Raw genomic sequence first — 19,751 nt, 5'->3', positions numbered from 1 at the left:
AAATTATTTTCCGATTATATCACAAGTTTCCGCTCACCGTTCTGCTTTCAATTTATTTGGTCGCCTTCGTTCTCCCCGTTGCTGTTCCTGCGGCCTTCGCAGCCGTAGTTGACCGGCGTGCCGGTGTCTTTGTTGTTGCCTTTGTTGTGCCCTTGCTGGTACTGGTTGTCGCCCGCCGCGTGGTTTTGCGGGTAGAGGCCACCTTTTCGGTACCGTCTTCAGAGGCGTCGGCCGCCTTCTTACGCGTAGCGGTGGCGCGTTTAGTGGTCGTGGCTTTCTTCGCTGTAGCGGCCGTCTTCTTTTTCGCCGTAGAGGCGGCCTTTTTACGGCCCGTGCCAGCGGACGTCGCGGCGGCGCCATCCTGGGGCGGAGTCTCCTCATTGCCGCGCTGTACCAGCACCACCTCGTTATAGCAGACCGGATCCTGGCTCCCCTTTGGCACCACCATCAGGCCGCCGCAGTTCGGACACAGATCAGGGATCGGACGTTCCCAGATGGCGAAGTTGCAGGTTGGATAGTTGCCGCAACCATAGAAGATGCGCTTCTTCTGACGAGTCTTACGCTCAACGAGGTCTCCACCACACTGTGGGCAGAGCGCGCCGGTCTTATTAACCACCGAGCGACGATAGCTACACTCAGGAAAACCAGAGCAAGAGATGAAGCGACCAAAGCGGCCGGTACGGATAACCAGGTTACGGCCACACTCCGGGCACTGCTCATCTGTCTCTTCCACGGGCTTCTGCACCCGGTTCATCTCCGCCTCAGCCTTTTCCATCGTTGACTTAAAGGCGCCATAGAATGTGCTCAGGAACTCGATCCAGGAACGCTTGCCATCCTCAACGTCATCCAGCTTGCGCTCCATATCGGCGGTAAAGCCGGTATCCACGATATCCGGGAAGTGTTTATTCATCACCTCATTGATGGTCTCGCCCAGCCAGGTTGGCACAAAGCGCCGCTGCTCCTGGTCCACGTAGCCGCGATCCTGAATCGTGCTGATGATCGGCACATAGGTACTTGGGCGACCAATGCCCAGTTCTTCCAGCTCTTTGATCAAGCTGGCCTCGGAATAGCGGGGTGGCGGCTGCGTAAAATGCTGATCCGGTTTCAGACCATAGCAGGTCAACTCTTCATTGACCTTCATTACCGGCAACAATTTCTCATCTTCTTCACGGGACCAGACGGCATAGAAGCCCGGAAACTTCAGGTTCGAGCCGCTGGCGCGGAACACATATTGCCGGGCCACGATATCGGCGCGCACCGTATCAAAGACAGCGGGCGTCATAAAGCTAGCCACGAAGCGGCGCCAGACCAGATTGTATAGCTTAAACTGGTCCGCAGACAGGTGCGACTTCACAATCTGTGGCGTCAAAGACACATCGGTCGGGCGAATGGCTTCGTGCGCATCTTGCGTCGTCGCCTTCGATTTACCGATCCGACCCTGGCCCACGTAGGGATCGCCAAAATTCTGGGCAATATGTTCTTTGACTTTGCCCTGCGCCTCCTCCGATATACGCGTCGAGTCGGTACGCATATAGGTGATCAAACCCTGGTGGCCGCGCGCGCCCAGTTCCATACCTTCGTACAGTTGCTGCGCCAGGCTCATCGTCTTCTTCGGCTTAAAGTAGAGCCGCAATGAGGCATCCTGCTGCAGGGTACTGGTCGTATACGGCAATGGTGGCTGGCGACGCTGCTCGCGCTCATCGTATTTCAGTACGCTATAGGTCGCATCCTGCAGATCCTTCAGGATCGTGTCGGCCTCTTCTTTGGAAGAGATCTTGATGCGGCCCCGACCCGCCTTTGTTGTCTGTTTGGAGCCATTTGACCCATTGGTCTCGGCCGTGGCTGGCTCCTCGGTATCGCCGGACACCTCGTCGCCGTTGAGCGCATCGACATCTTTCAGGCGAGAGATCAAGGCCGCCTCAAAGCGTTCCGACTGTTTCTGCTTACTCAGGGTCGCCACGATGCTCCAGTATTCCTCGGGCTCAAAGGCGCGAATCTCCGCCTCGCGATCACAGATCACGCGCAAAGCAACCGACTGCACGCGGCCCGCGCTGGTCCCTGACTGGATACGGCGCCAGAGCAAAGGGCTGATTTTATAGCCAACCAGGCGATCGAGCACCCGGCGAGCCTGTTGAGCGTTAAAGAGGTCTTCGTTGATCTGCCGAGGTTTGCGAATCGCATCCTGGACCGCACGCTTGGTAATCTCATTGAACACAGCGCGGCGAGGATTCTGCAATTCCAGGATATTTTTAAGTGACCAGGCGATAAATTCACCTTCACGGTCCGGGTCAGGGGCCAGGTACACTTCATCGGCGCGCTTAGATGCCGCCTTCAGCTCATCGATCAACTTATCTTTTTTCTCAATAATCTCATATTTAGGAGCAAAATCTTTGCGTGTGTTTACCCCGAGCCCTTTTTTGGGCAGATCAATAATATGGCCCATGGACGCACGGACCTCAAAATCACGACCAAGAAACTTCTCGATAGTTTTTGCTTTGGCCGGTGACTCGACAATTACCAATTTTTTCGCCATGGAGTTGTTACCTGACCTTCGTTACTGAACAAAACCCGCATATTTTTATGAGTGTTCGTCTTAAAGGATAGAATAGCATAGCCTGACAAGTAGGTATTCTATCCTATATTACATCTAATCAAACGCTTTATCCGTAGCTCTTTGGTTCTCCGCCCTGCCAAAGGGAGGTGGGGGAGGGCTGCGAGGGCACCTCGCGCTCCGTCAGGGGCTGCCGCCCCTGCACCCCGCTTTTTCCCCCTACAGAACGAAGAGTAGCTCTTTTTACCAGACCTCCCAACCTACGTATCCACAACCTGTTTTTGACATATCGCCAGGAACACTGTACCAGAACCCTGCTTCGAGCGTGACGTGCGAGTTCTTATCCCAGGCAAAGAATGCGTCTGACTCTCGTCACCTTCGAGGCGCGTGATAGTCCCCGCACGCGCGTCCGCTACGCGGCCGCGCTGGTTTTGTGTGTTAGTGCAACAAGGGCGCTGATGCGCCCTTGTTGCACTAACACACTATGAATTCGTAAATGCCATAGGCGCGAAAGCGCAGGCGTGCCGCAGGCAATGAAATGAGAGTCAAGTTCTCTCACAGAAAGGATGCATCAAAAATTTCTTTTGAAGCATACCATACATGGCAATAGTTCGTTTTTATTAGTACATATCTCATTATCATAACTTTGACAAGGGGTAATAGTTTCTATCTTTAATATCTTTACCATACACTTGACCCCACCGGGCTTGCATGCTATGCTGCATTCATCTACTATACAGGATAGAAGCAGAAGCGCCGATGCGGAGGAACAGCATGCGAAAAGAACAACCATCTCAGCCAGTATCGTCTGAAAGCGATCAGCAACCGCGAGAAAGCTTGATGGAGACCGCGTCACTTCCCCCACTTGAAAAGAAAGAGAGTACGAGGAAGCCGCGTGGGACGCGGCGTCAGCATGCGGTGCGCGCTGGCGTCGCGGTGATGGCAGGGCGCACCGCCGGAGCCATCAGTCGCCGCCTGCATCTCGGAGGCGGTACCAGTATCGTGGGCGTTGTCGCGCAACGCGTCTACCCCGATATCGTAGAGCATCTGGCTACCGAGCTTGAGCATGGCAGCGTTATGATAACCGGGACGAACGGCAAGACCACCACCAGCAGCTTCATCGCGGCCATCTTGCGTGATGACGGCTTACGCGTCTGGCGCAACCGCGAGGGCTCCAACCTGGTCGGCGGCGTCGCCAGTTCACTGGTGATTCGCGCCCAACCCAATGGTCATCTACGCCGGGCTGGCCAGGCCATCTCTATCTTAGAAGTAGATGAAGCCGCACTACCACAACTAGTGGGCTCGATTCCTCCCCGCGTCCTCGTTTTTACCAATCTCTTCCGCGACCAGCTTGATCGCTATGGCGAGGTCGATAGCGTCATCAGCAAGTGGAAGCAAGCGATCGCCCTGCTGCCAGCAACCACCACGCTGGTATTAAATGCCGACGATCCCACCATCGCTCAGCTCGGCGACGGCTTTCCGGGTCGCTGCCTCTACTACGGGATCGAGACAACGCTTGAGACGGGCGAAGGCGAAGATGAAGCCGACCGTCACCAGGTCATGGATGCCCGCGTCTGCTCGCGCTGCGGACACGAATACGAATATGATCTCCACTTTTACAGCCACATGGGCCATTATCATTGTCCACAATGCGGCAAACAGAGACCACGGCCCGATGTGCGCGTGACCCACGTCCAGGTCGATACTTTTGATCGCATCCGCCTGCAGATTGAGGCGGGCGACCAGAAGCGCGAGATCATCGTCCCCCTGCCGGGATTCTATAATATTTATAACGCGCTGGCCGCCAGCACAGCATCCCTGGCTCTGGGCACACCCTGGGAGCCCATTATCAGCGGCATCGAGCAATCAAAGCCCGTTTTCGGACGCGGCGAGCGCATCCAGGCCGATGGCAAAACCATGCGCCTGCTGCTGGCGAAAAATCCTACCGGCTTCAATGAGGTACTGCGTACCCTCTTTAATGACGGCACGGCACGTCATCTCCTCTTCATCCTCAATGATAACATCGCCGATGGGCAGGATATTTCCTGGATCTGGGATGTAGATTTTGAACGAGCCGTGGGGCAGACCCGCACGCTGGTCATCAGTGGCACCCGCGCGCTGGACCTGGCGCTGCGCCTCAAATACGCAGGCATCAACGAAAACGCCATGACGATCGTCTCGACCACCCGTTTAAAAGCGCAGAAAAATACGCAAACGACCCGTTCCAGACGTCTGAAAAAGAATCAGGGAATAAATGAAGGGCAACAACAGTCTGAGGTCATAGACGAGCGCCTCTATGGCATCAAGAACGCATTAGATAGCGCATTACAACAAACCCCTGCCGGCGAAACTCTCTTCGTGGTACCGACGTATACAGGGTTACTGGAAGTGCATCATGAATTGGAACAGCGCGGTTTTACCCCACATTATTGGGAAGGAAGAGATGCTTAAAAGTATGGCAGAATATCGAATACAGCCACTCACACTGACCCTGGGCCATTTATATCCGGACCAATTAAATCTCTACGGAGATCGAGGCAACATTTTAACTCTGCGCCGTCGCTGTCAGTTGCGGGGCATCGAGCTACGTGTGGTAGGATTGGGGGTGGGAGATGCATTGGCACCAGATGAATATGATATGCTATTTATTGGTGGCGGACAGGATAGAGAACAGGCGCCCGTCGCGCAAGATCTCTATGAAATGAAGGGCATCGGCCTATGGGCGGCCATCGAAGATGACATGCCCGTGCTGGCGGTGTGTGGCGGCTTCCAACTGCTCGCCCACTATTACCGTCCCGCCGAGGGTCCTGATATGCGTGGGCTGGGAGTCTTCGATGCCTGGACCGAGCACAAGGGTCCACAGGTCGCTCGCTGCATCGGCGATATCGCCCTGAGCTGGAATGGACAGACACTGGTAGGCTTTGAAAACCATGGGGGGCGCACCTATCTTGGCACGGCCAGTCCCCTGGGAAAAGTACTCAAAGGGTATGGGAATAACGCCGAAGATCAGACCGAAGGCGCCATCTACCGCAACGCCTATGGAACCTATCTTCATGGCTCATTATTACCAAAAAATCCTCATTTTGCTGATTACTTAATTGAACTGGCGTTACAGCGTAAATACGCCGAACAGGCCGATGTAGAGCCTCAACCACTCAATGGCAATCATACGAGTGTGGCCTCTGAAAATGGTTCAACTGTGTTAGAATTACAAAAAACAAATCTGTCACCATTACTGACACCACTGGAAGATTCGTTAGAATGGGAGGCACACGCCTCTATACTTGAGCGACTGGGATTGTATAGTGAGGCTGCGACAGTATTGCGCGCCCACAAACACTAGCACACTGGTTTAACTGATGGGGAATATGCTATGAGTTTTGATCGATCAATGGCTCGCTGCTCATTCTGTGGCCGCCACACGTCCGAAGTACGACGTATGATCGCCGGCCCTGGAGCTGCCTACATCTGCGACGATTGTTTGCAACTGTGTAACGATATTCTCCGTGACCCAACGCCATTTTCGACCGCAGCGCTGGAGCTGGCTTCGCGTCCCCCGATCGTCGTCGCGGCACCGTCACTGGGAAGCGAGCGGAGCGAAAACACAGGCGTGCGCGAACCCGTACGCACAGTCACCCTGGAAATCGAGCAGAAGCAACAAGGGATGACCCTGATCCTGCATCGCATGCTGTATTATCAAGATTTTTTTGAGCTTCAATATCTCTGGATTCGACCACCATTTACGGCCGGCTTCGCCTTTGTGCCGCGCATCATCTTCTTTCTGAAAGACAACACAGGTACCCAATGGACCGGAGATCGCGGCGGCATGATTCTGGCGCGCCCCGACCTGGCCAGCGGACCCAACAACGCCGTCTATCAGGGGAGCGCACGCTTCCGACCCCTACCCTCATCTGAAGCACGTACCTTGATCATTCGTGCCGCCGATCCACTGGGCCAGTTTGAAGAGATCCCGGCCCAGCCCTGGCAGTTTGAAATCACAGTCGCTTAACTTCCATATAAAGACGCCGCCAAACGCATAGAGCGCGTTGGCGGCGTCTTCACATTCAAACAAAAGCTTTTTCAGCGATTAGCGAGTCATGCCTGTTATTCCTGGGCTGGCACCAGCAATCCGTACCCACCGGTCTCCAGCTTGTACATCACATTGACGCTATTGGTTTCTTCATTAAAGAAAGGATAGAACGAGTTCCCGCTTTTCTCCATCTGCTCAATTACTTCATCATCAGTCATAGGCTGTGTGGGTAAACGGCGAATCTCCAGCACTTTGGACCAGATTTCCTCATTATGCTCGTCCTCCATGACCGGGGCTGTCATCTCCGTATCCTCATATTCATCCAACGATGAGAGGACACCGGCACGAGAGAGAGAAAGGATCTTGATAGGGGTTGCATGTTGCCGCCGCCGGGTCTGTCGATCCTTGTAACGGCCAAGTTGCGCGACAACTTTATCGAGCACCATATCGAGGGCGGCACTGGCGCTTAAGGCACTTACCTCACTGTGAATTGTGCGTGAGTTGCCAGTCAGTGCAAGGTTGACACAGTAACGATCGTTGGCGCTGCGCGTCTGCTCTTCGGCGACAGTTACCTCTACGCGCGAGTCATCATTAAGCCAGCGTGCAAGGCGTTGTACCTTGCGCTCAATTCGCTGACGTAATTGAGGTGTGACCTGCATCTGTTTGCTCTTGATAATAACTTGCATAGTTCGCTCTCTTTCCAATCCAACAACACAACGTAACGAACAAAGCAATGACTCTTCGCTAAAAAAGCGGGTACAGACACCATTATATCACCCATTTCAAAAGGTGTTGGGGTGTCAGACACACTTTTTCCTAGTGGACGTGAGCGCCTTCGCACGGGCGTCCGCATGCGCGGCCGCACTGGTTTTTTGGGATGGAGCATCGGGGGCGCTGGCGCGCCCCCGATGCTCCATCCAGGGATGCAAGCGAGTATGCCCAAGCAGAGACAAGCCCAGCACCTATGGGAGTTGAGGACTGTGCTCCCAATGCTCTATGCGGGGATGCAAGCGAGCATGCTGGGGGCATGATCAAGCGGCGAGCCCAAGCCGGGGCAAGCCCCAATACATTCAACTTAAGGGAATGTACAAAGAGAAAGAGAAGCAGTACGTGCGGGGCTTGCCCCGGCTTGCTTGCTCGCCGCTCGAAAAAGCAGCAAACAGAATGCGATGCATCGCATGCGACCGTTCCTGGTCGCTTTGAGTGAGCTTTCCGCTTGGGGGACAAGCAAGGCGGGGCAAGCCCGGCACCTACGGGGTTTGGGGCTGTGCCCCCAACGCTTTCTCCTCCCCTTGCCGCCCTGCGGGCGGCAAGAGGGGTGCGGACAACATAAAGGTAACAAATTTTTCACGAATGAACCCCTATACCGCAAAATAAGTACCCCGTTACCGTTCTTTGCATATGAAAAAGGTGTTATACAAAAGTACATTTGCACAGATGGAATACGCCATATTATTAACATTGTTTCATTCTTTGTTGTATTAAATTCACAAAATGTTCATACAATGATGGTATCATATCAGTATCTTTTAAGGTCGCGTTGACATGTATAGATTTGTGGAAGGGTACGGGTTTATGACAGAGATACCTAGCAACCAGCATATTACCTATCAGCTACAGTATCGTAAATGTGGGAAGGCATCATGCAGCACATGTCGCAACACCCAGGGGCACGGGCCTTACTGGTATGCTTATTGGCGCCAGGGTTCACGCTTACGTTCGGGGTATATAGGAAAAGTGCGCTCCCCCCATGGGCAGAAGCCGGCGGCAGCAAAAGCGGCGAAGCCCAAAAAGTCGGCCCGGGCCATCAAATCTGAGGAATATACAACGGCCGCACGTATGTAAACGCAAAAACAGCCTGCGCCTCCCCTTTGGGAACATTCTTGAAGAGCTGCATTAAAAAGGAGGAGTGCTTCCTTCCCCCTACCTGAAGGCAGGCAGGGGTATCCGCACGATTGAAAAAGATGATAGAATGTTCCTAACTTATATTCATAGCAAAGATTTGGGGCTCAGATGAAATGTCCTTTTTGTGGAGGCACAGAGTCGCGGGTCAAAGATTCCCGAGATATTGGAGACGCCATTCACAGGCGGCGCGAATGCGAACATTGCAAGGGTCGCTTCAGCACCTATGAGCGGGTCGAAAAGTTTTCCCTGATGGTTATTAAACAGGACCAGCGGCGCGAGGCTTTTGACCGCCAGAAACTCTATGTTGGCATTCGCAAAGCCTGTGAGAAGCGTCCATTACCGGCGGGTGAAATCGAGAAGGCGGTTGAGGAGATTGAGCAGGAGCTCTATCGCTTCGGCAAACAAGAGGTTCCTAGCAATGTCATTGGAGAGTTGGTTATGGAGCACCTCCGACGGATGGACAAGATCGCCTATATTCGCTTTGCCAGCGTCTACCGATCCTTTGGAGATGTCGAAACGATGTTTGAGGAGATTCAGAAGCTGCTCAATCGAGAAAAGCCTGACGCCAACAGTCTCCACCAATTTATAGAAGATAGTGACGCCAAGACATACTCACCTGGAGATGTGTAGTCGCAGCAGGTGAATAGTCCGCGCCAGCCAGGGCAGGATAACAAAAGAGCATTCCAGCCCGGGCTGGAATACTCTTCTAGTTGCGATTATTCCACGTGCGTATTTTCAGCTTTGCGCAGACGGCGACTCAAAACGGACAGCAGTTTGAGGGCGACATCCGGATGGTTGCGCAGGAAGGTACGGAACTCCCAGACGGGGAGCAGCAAAGCTTTTACATCGTCAACGGCGGTAACGGTAGCCGAGCGAGGTAAATCATCCAGCAGTGACATCTCACCCAGCACATTGCCCGCGCCCAGGGCGCCTAACGTCTCCTCAGTTCCTGCCTCCTTGGACTTCGTGATACGCACATTTCCGCTTGTAATAATGTAAAGTCCAACCCCGCTATCTCCCTGAGCAATAAGGGTCGCTCCGGCATTGTACGAGCGTTCCTGGCAACTTTTCGCAAGGGCCTGAAGTTCCTTTTTATCTAAGGCGGAGAAAAGGTCTACACGTGCAAGAGCGTCTTCATACATAAGAAAGAACTGCCTTTCAAAAATACTAACATCCGGCTGTTTTGTGAGGATCTTCCTCAATGATGTGGCTGAAAATCACAGCACAAACAGCGGTCAATGCAAAAGCATATGCATATAGCTATTGCTATAACATTCTCTGCCATTATAGCATTATCGAGCTCTCCTGTCTTTATTTTTTGGTAGGAAACTCCGGTTGCTTGCAGGTGCTGCCTACGGCAGCACCTGGAGGGAAGGATGGGTGCCGGGGCTGGCGCCCCGGCACCCATCTTTTTGACATGAAGCGTCTACTCTGCTGGTCTACAGCAGACCGGCAAGGATACAAAGGGCAGGTCGCCCTTTGACCAGGGGTGACAGGTCATCCAGTTTTTTGCCCTTCCAACAGCAAGCAGGGATGCAAGGGGCGACCTGCCCCCAGCCTTTTTGGCAAGGGGCGACCTGCCCCCAGCCTTTTTGGCACGGATCACCCGGTCCCTCGCCATCCCGCAGATAAGCAGGGATGCGAAGGGCTGCGAGCCCCTTGGACAGAGGGTAATGGGTCATCCAGTTTTTTGCCCTCCCAACAACAAGTGGGAATACAAGAGGCGACCAGCCCCTTGACTGGGAGTGATGGATCATCCAGTTTTTTGCCCTTCCAACAACAAGTGGGGATGCAAGGGGCTGGTCGCCCTTGACTGGGAGTGATGGGTCATCCAGTTTTTTGCCCTTCCAACAACAAGTGGGGATGCAAGGGGCTGGTCGCCCTTGACTGGGAGTGATGGGTCATCCAGTTTTTTGCCCTTCCAACAACAAGTGGGGATGCAAGGGGCTGGTCGCCCTTGACTGGGAGTGATGGGTCATCCAGTTTTTTGCCTTCCCAACAACAAGTGGGGATGCAAGGGGCGACCAGCCCCTTGACTGGGGGTTTGGGGGCTGTGCCCCCAACTTTCCCCCTTCCCAGCCGCCCGCAGGGCGGCATCAGGGGGCCCAGGGGCACAGCCCCTGAAAACCTTGAGGTTTTGAGTGAGTTTTTGACTTTAGAAAGTCGCGGAATATACAATGGAGCAAGTACTTGATGCAATCACAACACGAACGCTCAACCTGGTATGGGTGAGAGGAATACATCTTTATGACAACATCAGAAAATGAGAAAAAAGAAAAGGATCGTCAGCAGGCAGAGAATCGTTTGCAGGCTGGCTTTAATGCGTACAACGATGGAAAATTAGATCAGGCGGCCGAGGCATTCGGGGATGCGGAGATCCGTTTTCGCCTGAGCGGGGATTTCAAGCAGGCAGGTGACTGCCGGGCGATGATCGCTGATATCCAGGAACAGAATAACGCGCTGGAGCAGGCGGTCAATAGCTATCAGCGCGCACTCAAACACTATCAGGAGGCCGATCGTCCCTTGCTGATGGCCTCCAGCGCGCTTTCAATGGGGCACGTGGAGCGGCGCCTGGCACACCTGGACCGCGCGCAAGATGCTTATCAGAACGCGCAACAGATCTATCGCAAGCAGCAGAACAGCAAGGGTCTGGGCAATGTGGAACTGGCAATGGGTCACATTGAGCTGCAGCGCGCCAATATGAGCTATGCGACAGACCACTACCAGGATGCGATTCGCTTCTTTAAAGAAGCGAGTGAGACGACCAATGAGGCCGATGCCAGCCGCAGTCTGGCCGATATTCAACGCCTGCGCCGTCAGTTTGGCGAGGCCGAGTCGGCCTATAAACGAGCACTGGAAATTTATCAGCAGACCGGTGACAATTATGGGATCGTTGACGCGCAGGTAGGATTAGGACGCATCTATATCGATCAGGAACGCCTGGATGAGGCAACCGCTGTGCTGGCCGACGCCCTCAACCGCGCGGGTCTGATCGAATATGAATTAGGGCAGGCCGACGCCAATCTCGGACTGGCGGAGATCAACCTCATTCAATCCCAGGTTGACCAGGCATTGATCGCAGCCCAATCCGCGCTGCAAACGTATAGCGATCAGCACAATGCGCTGGGTACCGCCAGCGCGGGTCGCATTCTGGGCGAAATCAATCTGCGTCGTGGTCAGCTCTCCTACGCCAACTCGATCATGGAGCGCTCCCTGCGCACCTTCCAGGCCGTAGCGTATCGCCTGGGACAGGCCGAGACCACCGTCGGACTGGGATTGATCCAGTATCAGCGGGGCTTCTTGAGCCGGGCGCGCAAGACGCTGGAAGACGGGCTCAAGCAGGCCCATACCCTCGACAATCTGCAGGTAGCAAGCCGGGCACTGCTGGGACTGGCCTATGCGAATAAGCAACAAGGCGAGCTTGCCCGGGCCAAAAGCATTCTCAGCGATGCCCACGACCAGGCTGAAAAAATTGATAGCGCCATCGGCATCCCGGCCATAGCCGCGATCGAAATCGCGCAGGCGCGCCTGGACATTCTCGGCGGTGACATGAAAGAGGCCGATCACCATCTGGAGACGGCTGAGGCGGCGGCCAACAACAACGTCCTGGTCGGCCAGCTGCTCCCCGAAATTCTGGCAGTGCGCGGTCAATTGCGCCTGGCAGAAGGAGATTTTAACGCGGCCGAGGCACTTTACAGCAGCGCCCACAATCAAGCGGAGGGTCTGCAGCAGCCAGAAATCGCCGTGGAAGCCTTACTGGGACAGGCTCAGGCACGGCTATCGCGAGGAGAGCTGGATGCCGCGCTGGAGACCTTCTATGCCGCCGGTCGCCAGTACCAGGTGCTTGAAAATACCGATGGCGATGGGCTGGCCGTCCTCGGAGTCGCCCAGGTCCACATCGGACAACAACACTGGGATGAGGCGCTGGAGGACTGTGAAGCCGCCATGGTACGCTTCAAGCAGGCCGACGATCAGACGAATGAGGCCGATGCCCTGCTCACGCGGGGACTCACCTATCGCTCAAGAGAGGAGATGGATAGCGCCCTCAACGATTTTGAACAGGCCCTGCAGCACTATCACCATCAACGGCGTCCGCTGGGCGTTGCCGACACGCGCTTCGCGCGCGGCTCCATCTTCCTGCTGCGCAAAGATCTCGAACGCGCCCGCGACGAGCAGGGTAAAGCGATTATCCAGGTTGAACGTGTCATGAACAGCATCAAGTCTCCCGAAAGATGGGGCACATTCCTGCGCCAATATGCCGAGCAGTACGCGGAAACGGCCATGACTGACCTGCGCCAGCACAACGATAGCCAGGCGCTCACACTACTGCAGAACTTCGCGCGCATCGCCGGCGCCCAGGAGCTCAAAAACCTCCTGCAAGCCTATGAAGAAGCGATTCCGGTAGGAGGGGAGGAACTTTCAGGCGAAGACATTCAGATCAACACCGATCTCGTCAAACGCCTGGCTCTGCTGCGTCGTAGTTTATAATAAGGCAGAAATATTGCTATCGATGATATACTAGAAGGCGTGTCAATGCCCCCAGAGGGTGACAACACGAGAAACACATTCCTTCTAAGGCAGACAAAAGCAGAACACAGGTAGCGGCAAGCAAAACCTGTGAAAGAACACACACAACCAGGCCGGGGCGGGTTCATCGAGCTCGCCCCGACCCTGAAAGTTGAAGGGACACTTCGTTATGGGTATACAATTCTTACGTGGAAATCCACAAGCCCCCAGGGGGCATGCTATTTTCATAGCGAGAAGTAGAAGCAACTCACGGATTGTCTATAGCACCTATTGTCTCGTACCGCCAATACCCATGTCGATCGCGAAGTACCTACCTCCGCTCTTCGCCGCCCAGATTCCCTCGGAAGAATTGCAGGGCGCGGAGAATATCGCTGGCATGCCCATTCCCCCCATGCTAGAAGAAGGAATGAGCCTCGAACAACTGGAAGAGCTGGCGGAACGCCGCTCCGACGATCTCTGTGATATCGGATCAACTTCATCCGAAGAGGTCGAGCGTATGCAGATGGCCACCATGTGTAGCCAGGAATATGCCCAGTTATATGCTAACTATATTTCTCAAGCAGCGCAGATCAACAGAAAGCCAGCGGAAGCGGCCATTCCTGAAGCGACTCCTGCGGGCGAACTGGATGCTGAAGAGCTCTTGTTGCAAACATTGTCTGAACGGCAGAAACTGGCAGAGGTAGGGAAACTGGTCGGTATGGCACGCTACGCGCTGGAGGGGCAGGACAAAGCTCTCCTGCAGGACACGCAGCGGCGCATAGAGCGCCTGGCTCGTCTGTTACCAGACAAATATCGTGGCTCCGAAATTGTGAAGGCCGCGATCTCGCCCACCGAACGTGGAGCTAAATTGGCGGAGCTCTATCTGAGCCGCGCGTACAAATTACTGGATGAAGAATACGCAGAAATTCCCGGCATAGAAAATGCTATTCGCGAACTCAAAGAATAGCAACTATGCATGTTCTTATAAATACGTACTTACATATGTAGGAGTCATATATGGCTGCAGTAGAACTGAGAGTGGATCTCTCAACGCTGATTGATGCGGTGGTCAATGGAGATGAGGCACGCATTATTTCCAGCGCCCGAAGCTTATTAGAACAAGAACGTAACGCCGATGTCTTACTCGGTCGCATCGGTATGATGGCCACCAAAGGTGATCCAGAGGGGCATGTCAGTATTACCATCGCGGCGGCGACAATGCTGGCTCGCTTTCTACGCGCGCGTCCAGCGCCGTTAGATACCGAGGTTCCACCGCAGATACGCGCGCTGCCGTTATTCATGCGCGCGCTAATCACCGCCGCGCCGGCGATTCGCAACGGTCGAAACGCCAGCTATGAGGAGCCACAACCCCTCTTCCCGAGCGCGTTTCTTGATCAAGGCAAGAGCGTCAACCAGGTCATGAATGAGGCCATTCAGCAGAACGACGCCCTGCTGGCCGAGCGCATCCTGCTCGGATTATATGGAACCGGTGCCGATTACCGCACGCTTCAGGTGCGCGCCTACGAGGCGGTTTCGACCACCTTCGCCAATGGTGGACATCCCCTGATGTATACCGCGCGCGGCTTCCAGCTGTTGGACGCGGTCGAATGGGGTGAATACGTGCCCGAACTGCTCCACTGGCTCGCGCCGCACCTGCCCCTGCAGCCCAACAAACCTGAGGCGGCCTGGATGCAGACCGTACGCGAGTTTATCGCGGATACCCAGAAGCACAGCCTGGCCAGCGTGCGCACACGGCTGGCGGCCCCGAAAAACGCCAACGCCCTGCCGCTGCAGCAGGTTCTGCTCAGCAACGCGGAGACCGCCGAGGTGTGCCAGAACGTTTACGATGCCATCATCCCAGGCCAGGCCTCCCCGCGCGCGGTCGCATCGGTTATCGCGCTGGCCGCGGCCGAGATTATACAGAAGGTTAGCGACGAAGATCGCGACCTCTTCATCCGCGTCTCACACGGTCTGCTGTTTGCTTCAGCGGTTCGCAACGTGTTCAGCCAGGTCCAGGATGAAGAAGTGTATAACATGGTCTTCACTTCCGCGGCCTATATCAATGCCCTGTATAAAGAAGTGACGACGCAGGCACAAGTAGCTGGCCAGCCGACCACCCCGGCTACCACCACCGCAACCGGTGGTGGCCTGATCGCCATCAGCCAGCTGGAAACCCTCGAAGCGCAACTCAAAGACAAAGATCTGCGCGGAGCCCTCCATACCGCCCAGCGCTATCTCAACCTGGGGCACAATGCACGGGCGCTCTTTGGAACGATCAGCCTGGTGGCTGCGTTGAACGACACCACGCTCGACCAGGGACATTCGCTGCAGATTGTACAGGCCGCGGGCGAAGAATTTATCAACTGGCCCAAAGAACTGGCCGGCACCAAAATCGATAGCTATCTGCATATCGCGCTGCGTGCCGCCGCATTGGGCAAACGCGACTCGCTTGCTTCACAACTGGCGTAGAGAAGAAGGCGTTGCTTCCCAGAGCACCGGGGAAGCAACGCCTTCTTCCTGGCATAAGGGCGCATCCGCGCCCAAAAATTCTGTTATTCAGTGGTGCAACGCGGATGCCGGGCACCCGCGTTGCACCACTGATTTTTGTGATTTGTAATTTACACTCTGTAAAGAGAAGGCTTTTCATGCCGATGAAACATTTAGCTTATCATACACGCAGGCACCATTCTCTTTATATCCTCTTGCTGGCCGCCTGCCTGGTCTCATTGATCTTATCGGCCTGTAGCAATCCATTTGGCGGTGGCAACGACACAACAACCAGGAAACCAACGAAGGTAGCACGCAACCGGCAGACTTATACCGCGCCCATGGTAGGTGTAACCGACTTTGACACACTCGACCCTGCCCTGGCCCATGATCCCACCTCTATACAGGCCGTTCAAATGCTGTACACCGGACTGGTGCAGAGCGACGACAAGCTACAGGTACATGCGCAGCTGGCACAGTCCTGGCACCTGGAAAGCGATGGCGTCACCTGGACCTTTAAATTAAAACCGCACCTGACCTTTAGCGATGGCACGCCCCTTACCTCAGCCGACGTCGCCTACAGTCTCAATCGCGCCCTGCAGCCGGAGACCAGATCGACGGTCGCGCCTATCTATTTACGGCTGATCAAGGATTCCGATCAGCTACTGGCTGGACGCATCTCAACGCTACTGAACGACAGCATCATGACGCCAGATGCGCAGACCGTAGTCATCGTCACCAACAAACAGTCGGCCTACTTCCTCTCCATGCTGACCTATCCCTGCTCTTATGTCGTGGAGAAGAAGTTGATCGGCAAATACCAGGCAGGATTTACAGATCATCTCAACGAAGGTGGCGGCGCAGGTCCATTTAAAGTAGCGACCTATACCCATCGTTCGCGCATCGATTTTGTGCCCAACACCCATTATTACGATCCGGCGCCACAGCTCCAGAAGGTCTCCTATATCTTCTATCATACCGCCCAGGAAGCCTACCAGGCATATATGAACAACCAGCTGGATATGACGGGGGTACCGCTCAACACGCTGGCCAATGATAAGAAGCGCAAAGACTATCACCAGGTTCCCCAGCTCTGGATCAACTACTACACCATGAACTACCTGGCCAAACCATTTGATAACATTCACATTCGCCAGGCCTTCGCGCTGTCCATCGACAAAGAGGCCATCGCCAACGATATCTGGCAGGGCACCGTTATCGCCACCAACCATATCGTACCGACCGGCCTGCCCGGCAGCAATCCCCACGTTACCGGACCCGATGGGACCGAAAGTCTGAAAGGGAATCCGCAAAAGGCCCAGGCACTCTTGCAGCAAGGATTGCAGGAGGAGAAGATAAGTTCTGTGAGCGCGCTACCACCGATTCAGCTCACCTATGTTTCAGGGGTGGATAGCTTTGATCAAGAAGTAAAGGCCATGATCCAGGACTGGCAGAAAGTCCTCAAAGTTCAGGTCACCGTCAATCCCGTCGATTACAATACGCTGCTCGACAAGGTAACCGGCGCCACCGGCAATGCCAACGGCATTCAGATGTGGGGACTGGCCTGGGTCGATGAATATCCTGATCCGCAGGACTGGTTATCCCAGCAGTTCGCCAGGGGCGTCGTCAACAACAATTGTAACTACGGCCAGAACAGCAGTACCACCGCGGCGCACCAGCAACAGGTGCAGCAACAACTGGTAGAGGCCGACGCCAACCACAACGACAGCGAACGGCTGCAAAGCTATCAGCAAGCCGAGCAACAGCTCATCAACGACGTTGCCTGGTTGCCGATGGAGCAGGTCACCCAGACCTTCTTGCGCAACCCTAACATTATCGGCATCACCGACAACGCCCAGAACAACATCCCGCCCGACGACTGGGCCAACATTTATCGCGTCCAATAAAATTGCCCTGGCTCGCCGGAGCAATCCCATGGTTGTTTTGATGAGGTGTCTGGCAAAAAACACGCAGTTGCGCGTTTTTTGCCAGACACCTCATCATATATTTTGCGAGTTACGCAGACGCGAAGCGTCAGATACCGAAGGCACGGAGGCAGGCTACAGGCGCGTCTAAGCGAGCGTGCATTGATTACTCTTCATACAAGATACAAGCAGTTTTCCTTTTCTCCATTTTAATCAATGAATTTGTGTGAGATTTACCCAGGACCTGACGTAATTATTATACGAGAACCAATAAACACAGATATTTACACCATTGAGATAGCCGCCTTTTCTATACTGGCTCTCACAATGGCCCTGTGAATGGTTAATGTATGCATGATCATGGAAGTACCACTTTTCAAAAGTAGAATGAAAAGCACTCCATGAAAATGGAAGAAGGCGTCTCGCACATACCATCAAGCACAATCTTGCAATCTCTATATGCATCTATTCACGATGGGCAGGCGGAACGACGACTTTCAAAATCAATCACCTTTATTCCTGACTGAAGGAGAAGTCTTCATGCGATCGAAAAAGAAATCGGCCTTAGGGATCATCGCTACCATGCTGGTCCTGATGGCAACTGTGCTGAGTGCTTGTGGCGGCGGCAGCGGCTCCACGACCGGCACCACCAGCAACGGTGGCAAAGCACCGGCAGACAAGCAGGTATTTAACTGGCCCCTTTCCGGCATTGCGGACATTAAAACCTTTGACCCTGCAATGGCAACCACCCAGACATCTTTGCAGGCCATCGGCATGGTCTTCACTGGCCTGGTTACCCTGGATAACGACCAGAAGGTTGTTCCTGAACTGGCACAATCCTGGACATCTTCTGACGGCGGTTTAACCTGGACCTTCAAACTGAAACCAAATCTGAAGTTTAGCGACGGCACCCCGTTGACATCGGAGGACGTTGTCTACAGTATCAACCGCGCACTGCTGCCCGATCTCAATTCGCCAGCTTCTCCTAGCTATTTGAACCTGATCAAAGACTCAGACAAAATGCTGGCTGGCAAAGTGAAAACCCTCATCGGCGACAGCTTGATGAACCCTGATCCACAGACCGTTGTGATCAAGATCAACCAGCCTGCCGGTTACTTCCTGGCCACGCTGACCTATTCGACCGCATTTGTGGTTGAGAAGAAGCTGATCGACAAATACGGCAACAAAAACTTCACCGACCACCTGACAGAGGGCGGCGGCTCTGGTCCGTTCAAAGTTCAGGAATACACCCATGGTAAGCGCATTGTCTTTGTGCCCAACAGCAATTATGCTAATGGCGTGCCAAGCATCAAAGTAGTCAGCAACTTCTACAAAGATTCCACCACGACCTACCAGGCCTACAAAAATGGCCAGGTCGACCAGGCCGCTGTTCCAACCGACTTCCTGAATGAAGTCCAGAGCAGCAAAGAGTACCACAAGGTACCGGTTCTCTCCATCTTCTACTATGGACTGAACTACCTGAGCAAGCCCTTCGACAACATCAACATCCGTAAGGCCTTCGAGCTGGCGCTCAACAAAGACGAGATGGTCAAAGTCGTCTACAAGGGCGTCCACACTCCGACCAACCATATCGTTCCAAGCGGTATGCCTGGCTACAACCCGGACCTCAAAGGGCCCGATGGCACAACCAGCACGGCCGGCAATCCAACGATGGCCAAGCAGCTGTTCCAGCAGGGTCTGAAGGAAGAGGGATACGCCAACGCGGCCGCCATTCCTGCCATCAAATTCCAGTATGCCAGTGGTAGCCCCGACACCGACAAAGAGATGGCCGTCGCTGCTCAGCAGTGGAAAGACGTCCTGGGCGTCACCGTCAAAACGATCCCAACCGACTTCGAGACCCTGAGTGCTTCTCTGCCTCAGAACGTTGGTAAAGCAACCATCCAGATGTTCCAGACCGGCTGGGGCGCGGACTATCCTGATCCACAGGACTTCCTGACCCTCCAGTTCACCTCTGGTTCCCCCAACAACCAGACCAACTGGGGCCAGAACAAGTCGGCTGATTCGGCCACCCAGGTTCAGGTGCAGAAAGCTCTGACTGCTGCCGACACCGAGCAGGATAACACCAAGCGCATGCAGGCCTACAACCAGGCCGAGCAGACCCTGGTCAACGATGTTGCCTGGTTGCCAATCTTCCAGCTGGCTCGTTCCCGCGTGCTGAAGAGCTACGTCGTGGGCCGTGTCTTCAATGCTGGTGACTCGACCCCGCCATTCGCATGGTCGAAGGTCTATATTGCCAACCACTAAGCAAGCAACGCTGCTGTGGTAGGGCTGGGGAAGCGATGGCAATCTAGCTTTCCACAGTAGTCAGGGATAATGAGTGGGAGAC

Annotated in this window: 12 protein-coding genes and 1 pseudogene; 10 read left to right on the top strand and 3 right to left on the bottom strand. The window is 54.4% G+C overall.

All coding sequences use genetic code 11. From position 1 onward, the window contains the following. Positions 1 to 52: 52 nt before the first annotated feature. On the bottom strand, positions 53 to 2,533 hold the full coding sequence (topA, locus tag AABA21_RS31545) for a type I DNA topoisomerase (protein WP_338256362.1): 2,481 nt from the start codon (positions 2,531 to 2,533) through the stop codon (positions 53 to 55). Between the two features lie 792 nt (positions 2,534 to 3,325). Between topA and AABA21_RS31540 the strand changes: the two genes are divergently transcribed. From AABA21_RS31540 to AABA21_RS39585, 3 genes and pseudogenes are all read left to right on the top strand, one after another. Then, positions 3,326 to 5,002: a MurT ligase domain-containing protein gene (locus AABA21_RS31540; RefSeq protein WP_338256360.1), complete on the top strand. Its 1,677-nt coding sequence runs from the start codon at positions 3,326 to 3,328 to the stop codon at positions 5,000 to 5,002. Between the two features lie 4 nt (positions 5,003 to 5,006). After that, the gene (locus AABA21_RS31535; protein ID WP_338256357.1) at positions 5,007 to 5,894 is read left to right on the top strand and encodes a type 1 glutamine amidotransferase; all 888 of its coding nucleotides are present in this window, start codon (positions 5,007 to 5,009) and stop codon (positions 5,892 to 5,894) included. 30 nt (positions 5,895 to 5,924) lie between these two features. After that, positions 5,925 to 6,063, top strand: a pseudogene (locus AABA21_RS39585) (ClpX C4-type zinc finger protein); the annotation flags it as partial. Positions 6,064 to 6,655: 592 nt separating this feature from the next. Here AABA21_RS39585 and hpf read toward each other — a convergent pair. Next, the gene (hpf, locus tag AABA21_RS31525) at positions 6,656 to 7,267 is read right to left on the bottom strand and encodes a ribosome hibernation-promoting factor, HPF/YfiA family (RefSeq protein ID WP_338256353.1); all 612 of its coding nucleotides are present in this window, start codon (positions 7,265 to 7,267) and stop codon (positions 6,656 to 6,658) included. An 889-nt stretch (positions 7,268 to 8,156) separates the two neighbouring features. Here hpf and AABA21_RS31520 point away from each other — a divergent pair. Then, on the top strand, positions 8,157 to 8,426 hold the full coding sequence (locus AABA21_RS31520) for a DUF6788 family protein (RefSeq protein WP_338256351.1): 270 nt from the start codon (positions 8,157 to 8,159) through the stop codon (positions 8,424 to 8,426). Positions 8,427 to 8,594: 168 nt separating this feature from the next. After that, positions 8,595 to 9,116, top strand: a complete 522-nt coding sequence (gene nrdR, locus AABA21_RS31515) for a transcriptional regulator NrdR (protein WP_338256350.1) — start codon at positions 8,595 to 8,597, stop codon at positions 9,114 to 9,116. A gap of 86 nt (positions 9,117 to 9,202) precedes the next feature. Here the strand turns inward: nrdR and AABA21_RS31510 are convergent, their stop codons facing one another. After that, the gene (locus AABA21_RS31510; RefSeq protein ID WP_338256348.1) at positions 9,203 to 9,628 is read right to left on the bottom strand and encodes a Crp/Fnr family transcriptional regulator; all 426 of its coding nucleotides are present in this window, start codon (positions 9,626 to 9,628) and stop codon (positions 9,203 to 9,205) included. A gap of 1,105 nt (positions 9,629 to 10,733) precedes the next feature. On the opposite strand from AABA21_RS31510, the gene AABA21_RS31505 reads away from it, so the two are divergent. From AABA21_RS31505 to AABA21_RS31485, 5 genes are all read left to right on the top strand, one after another. Continuing rightward, entirely contained in the window at positions 10,734 to 12,974 is a 2,241-nt protein-coding gene (locus AABA21_RS31505) for a tetratricopeptide repeat protein (protein ID WP_338256346.1), read from the top strand. Between the two features lie 208 nt (positions 12,975 to 13,182). Next, the gene (locus AABA21_RS31500; RefSeq protein WP_338256344.1) at positions 13,183 to 13,959 is read left to right on the top strand and encodes a hypothetical protein; all 777 of its coding nucleotides are present in this window, start codon (positions 13,183 to 13,185) and stop codon (positions 13,957 to 13,959) included. A gap of 50 nt (positions 13,960 to 14,009) precedes the next feature. Beyond that, positions 14,010 to 15,461 carry a hypothetical protein gene (locus AABA21_RS31495; protein ID WP_338256343.1) on the top strand — a complete coding sequence of 484 codons (1,452 nt, stop codon included), beginning with the start codon at positions 14,010 to 14,012 and terminating at the stop codon, positions 15,459 to 15,461. 176 nt (positions 15,462 to 15,637) lie between these two features. Continuing rightward, positions 15,638 to 17,386 carry a peptide ABC transporter substrate-binding protein gene (locus AABA21_RS31490; protein WP_338256342.1) on the top strand — a complete coding sequence of 583 codons (1,749 nt, stop codon included), beginning with the start codon at positions 15,638 to 15,640 and terminating at the stop codon, positions 17,384 to 17,386. Positions 17,387 to 17,944: 558 nt separating this feature from the next. Then, positions 17,945 to 19,669, top strand: coding sequence for a peptide ABC transporter substrate-binding protein (locus tag AABA21_RS31485; protein ID WP_338256341.1), 1,725 nt, complete (start codon positions 17,945 to 17,947; stop codon positions 19,667 to 19,669). Positions 19,670 to 19,751 lie beyond the last annotated feature (82 nt).

It is taken from the genome of Dictyobacter halimunensis, assembly GCF_036245075.1.
Note: the sequence above shows the minus strand (reverse complement) of the source record. Positions and strands in the feature narration are given on the sequence as shown.

What these genes read in the sequence shown, in the direction of transcription:
- AABA21_RS31520 (WP_338256351.1), top strand. Translation starts at nt 8,157, where the DNA reads ATGACAGAGATACCTAGCAACCAGCATATTACCTATCAGCTACAGTAT.
- AABA21_RS31505 (WP_338256346.1), top strand. Translation starts at nt 10,734, where the DNA reads ATGACAACATCAGAAAATGAGAAAAAAGAAAAGGATCGTCAGCAGGCA.
- AABA21_RS31500 (WP_338256344.1), top strand. Translation starts at nt 13,183, where the DNA reads ATGGGTATACAATTCTTACGTGGAAATCCACAAGCCCCCAGGGGGCAT.
- AABA21_RS31510 (WP_338256348.1), bottom strand. Translation starts at nt 9,628, where the DNA reads ATGTATGAAGACGCTCTTGCACGTGTAGACCTTTTCTCCGCCTTAGAT.
- AABA21_RS31535 (WP_338256357.1), top strand. Translation starts at nt 5,007, where the DNA reads ATGGCAGAATATCGAATACAGCCACTCACACTGACCCTGGGCCATTTA.
- hpf (WP_338256353.1), bottom strand. Translation starts at nt 7,267, where the DNA reads ATGCAAGTTATTATCAAGAGCAAACAGATGCAGGTCACACCTCAATTA.
- AABA21_RS31540 (WP_338256360.1), top strand. Translation starts at nt 3,326, where the DNA reads ATGCGAAAAGAACAACCATCTCAGCCAGTATCGTCTGAAAGCGATCAG.
- AABA21_RS31495 (WP_338256343.1), top strand. Translation starts at nt 14,010, where the DNA reads ATGGCTGCAGTAGAACTGAGAGTGGATCTCTCAACGCTGATTGATGCG.
- nrdR (WP_338256350.1), top strand. Translation starts at nt 8,595, where the DNA reads ATGAAATGTCCTTTTTGTGGAGGCACAGAGTCGCGGGTCAAAGATTCC.
- AABA21_RS31490 (WP_338256342.1), top strand. Translation starts at nt 15,638, where the DNA reads ATGCCGATGAAACATTTAGCTTATCATACACGCAGGCACCATTCTCTT.
- AABA21_RS31485 (WP_338256341.1), top strand. Translation starts at nt 17,945, where the DNA reads ATGCGATCGAAAAAGAAATCGGCCTTAGGGATCATCGCTACCATGCTG.
- topA (WP_338256362.1), bottom strand. Translation starts at nt 2,533, where the DNA reads ATGGCGAAAAAATTGGTAATTGTCGAGTCACCGGCCAAAGCAAAAACT.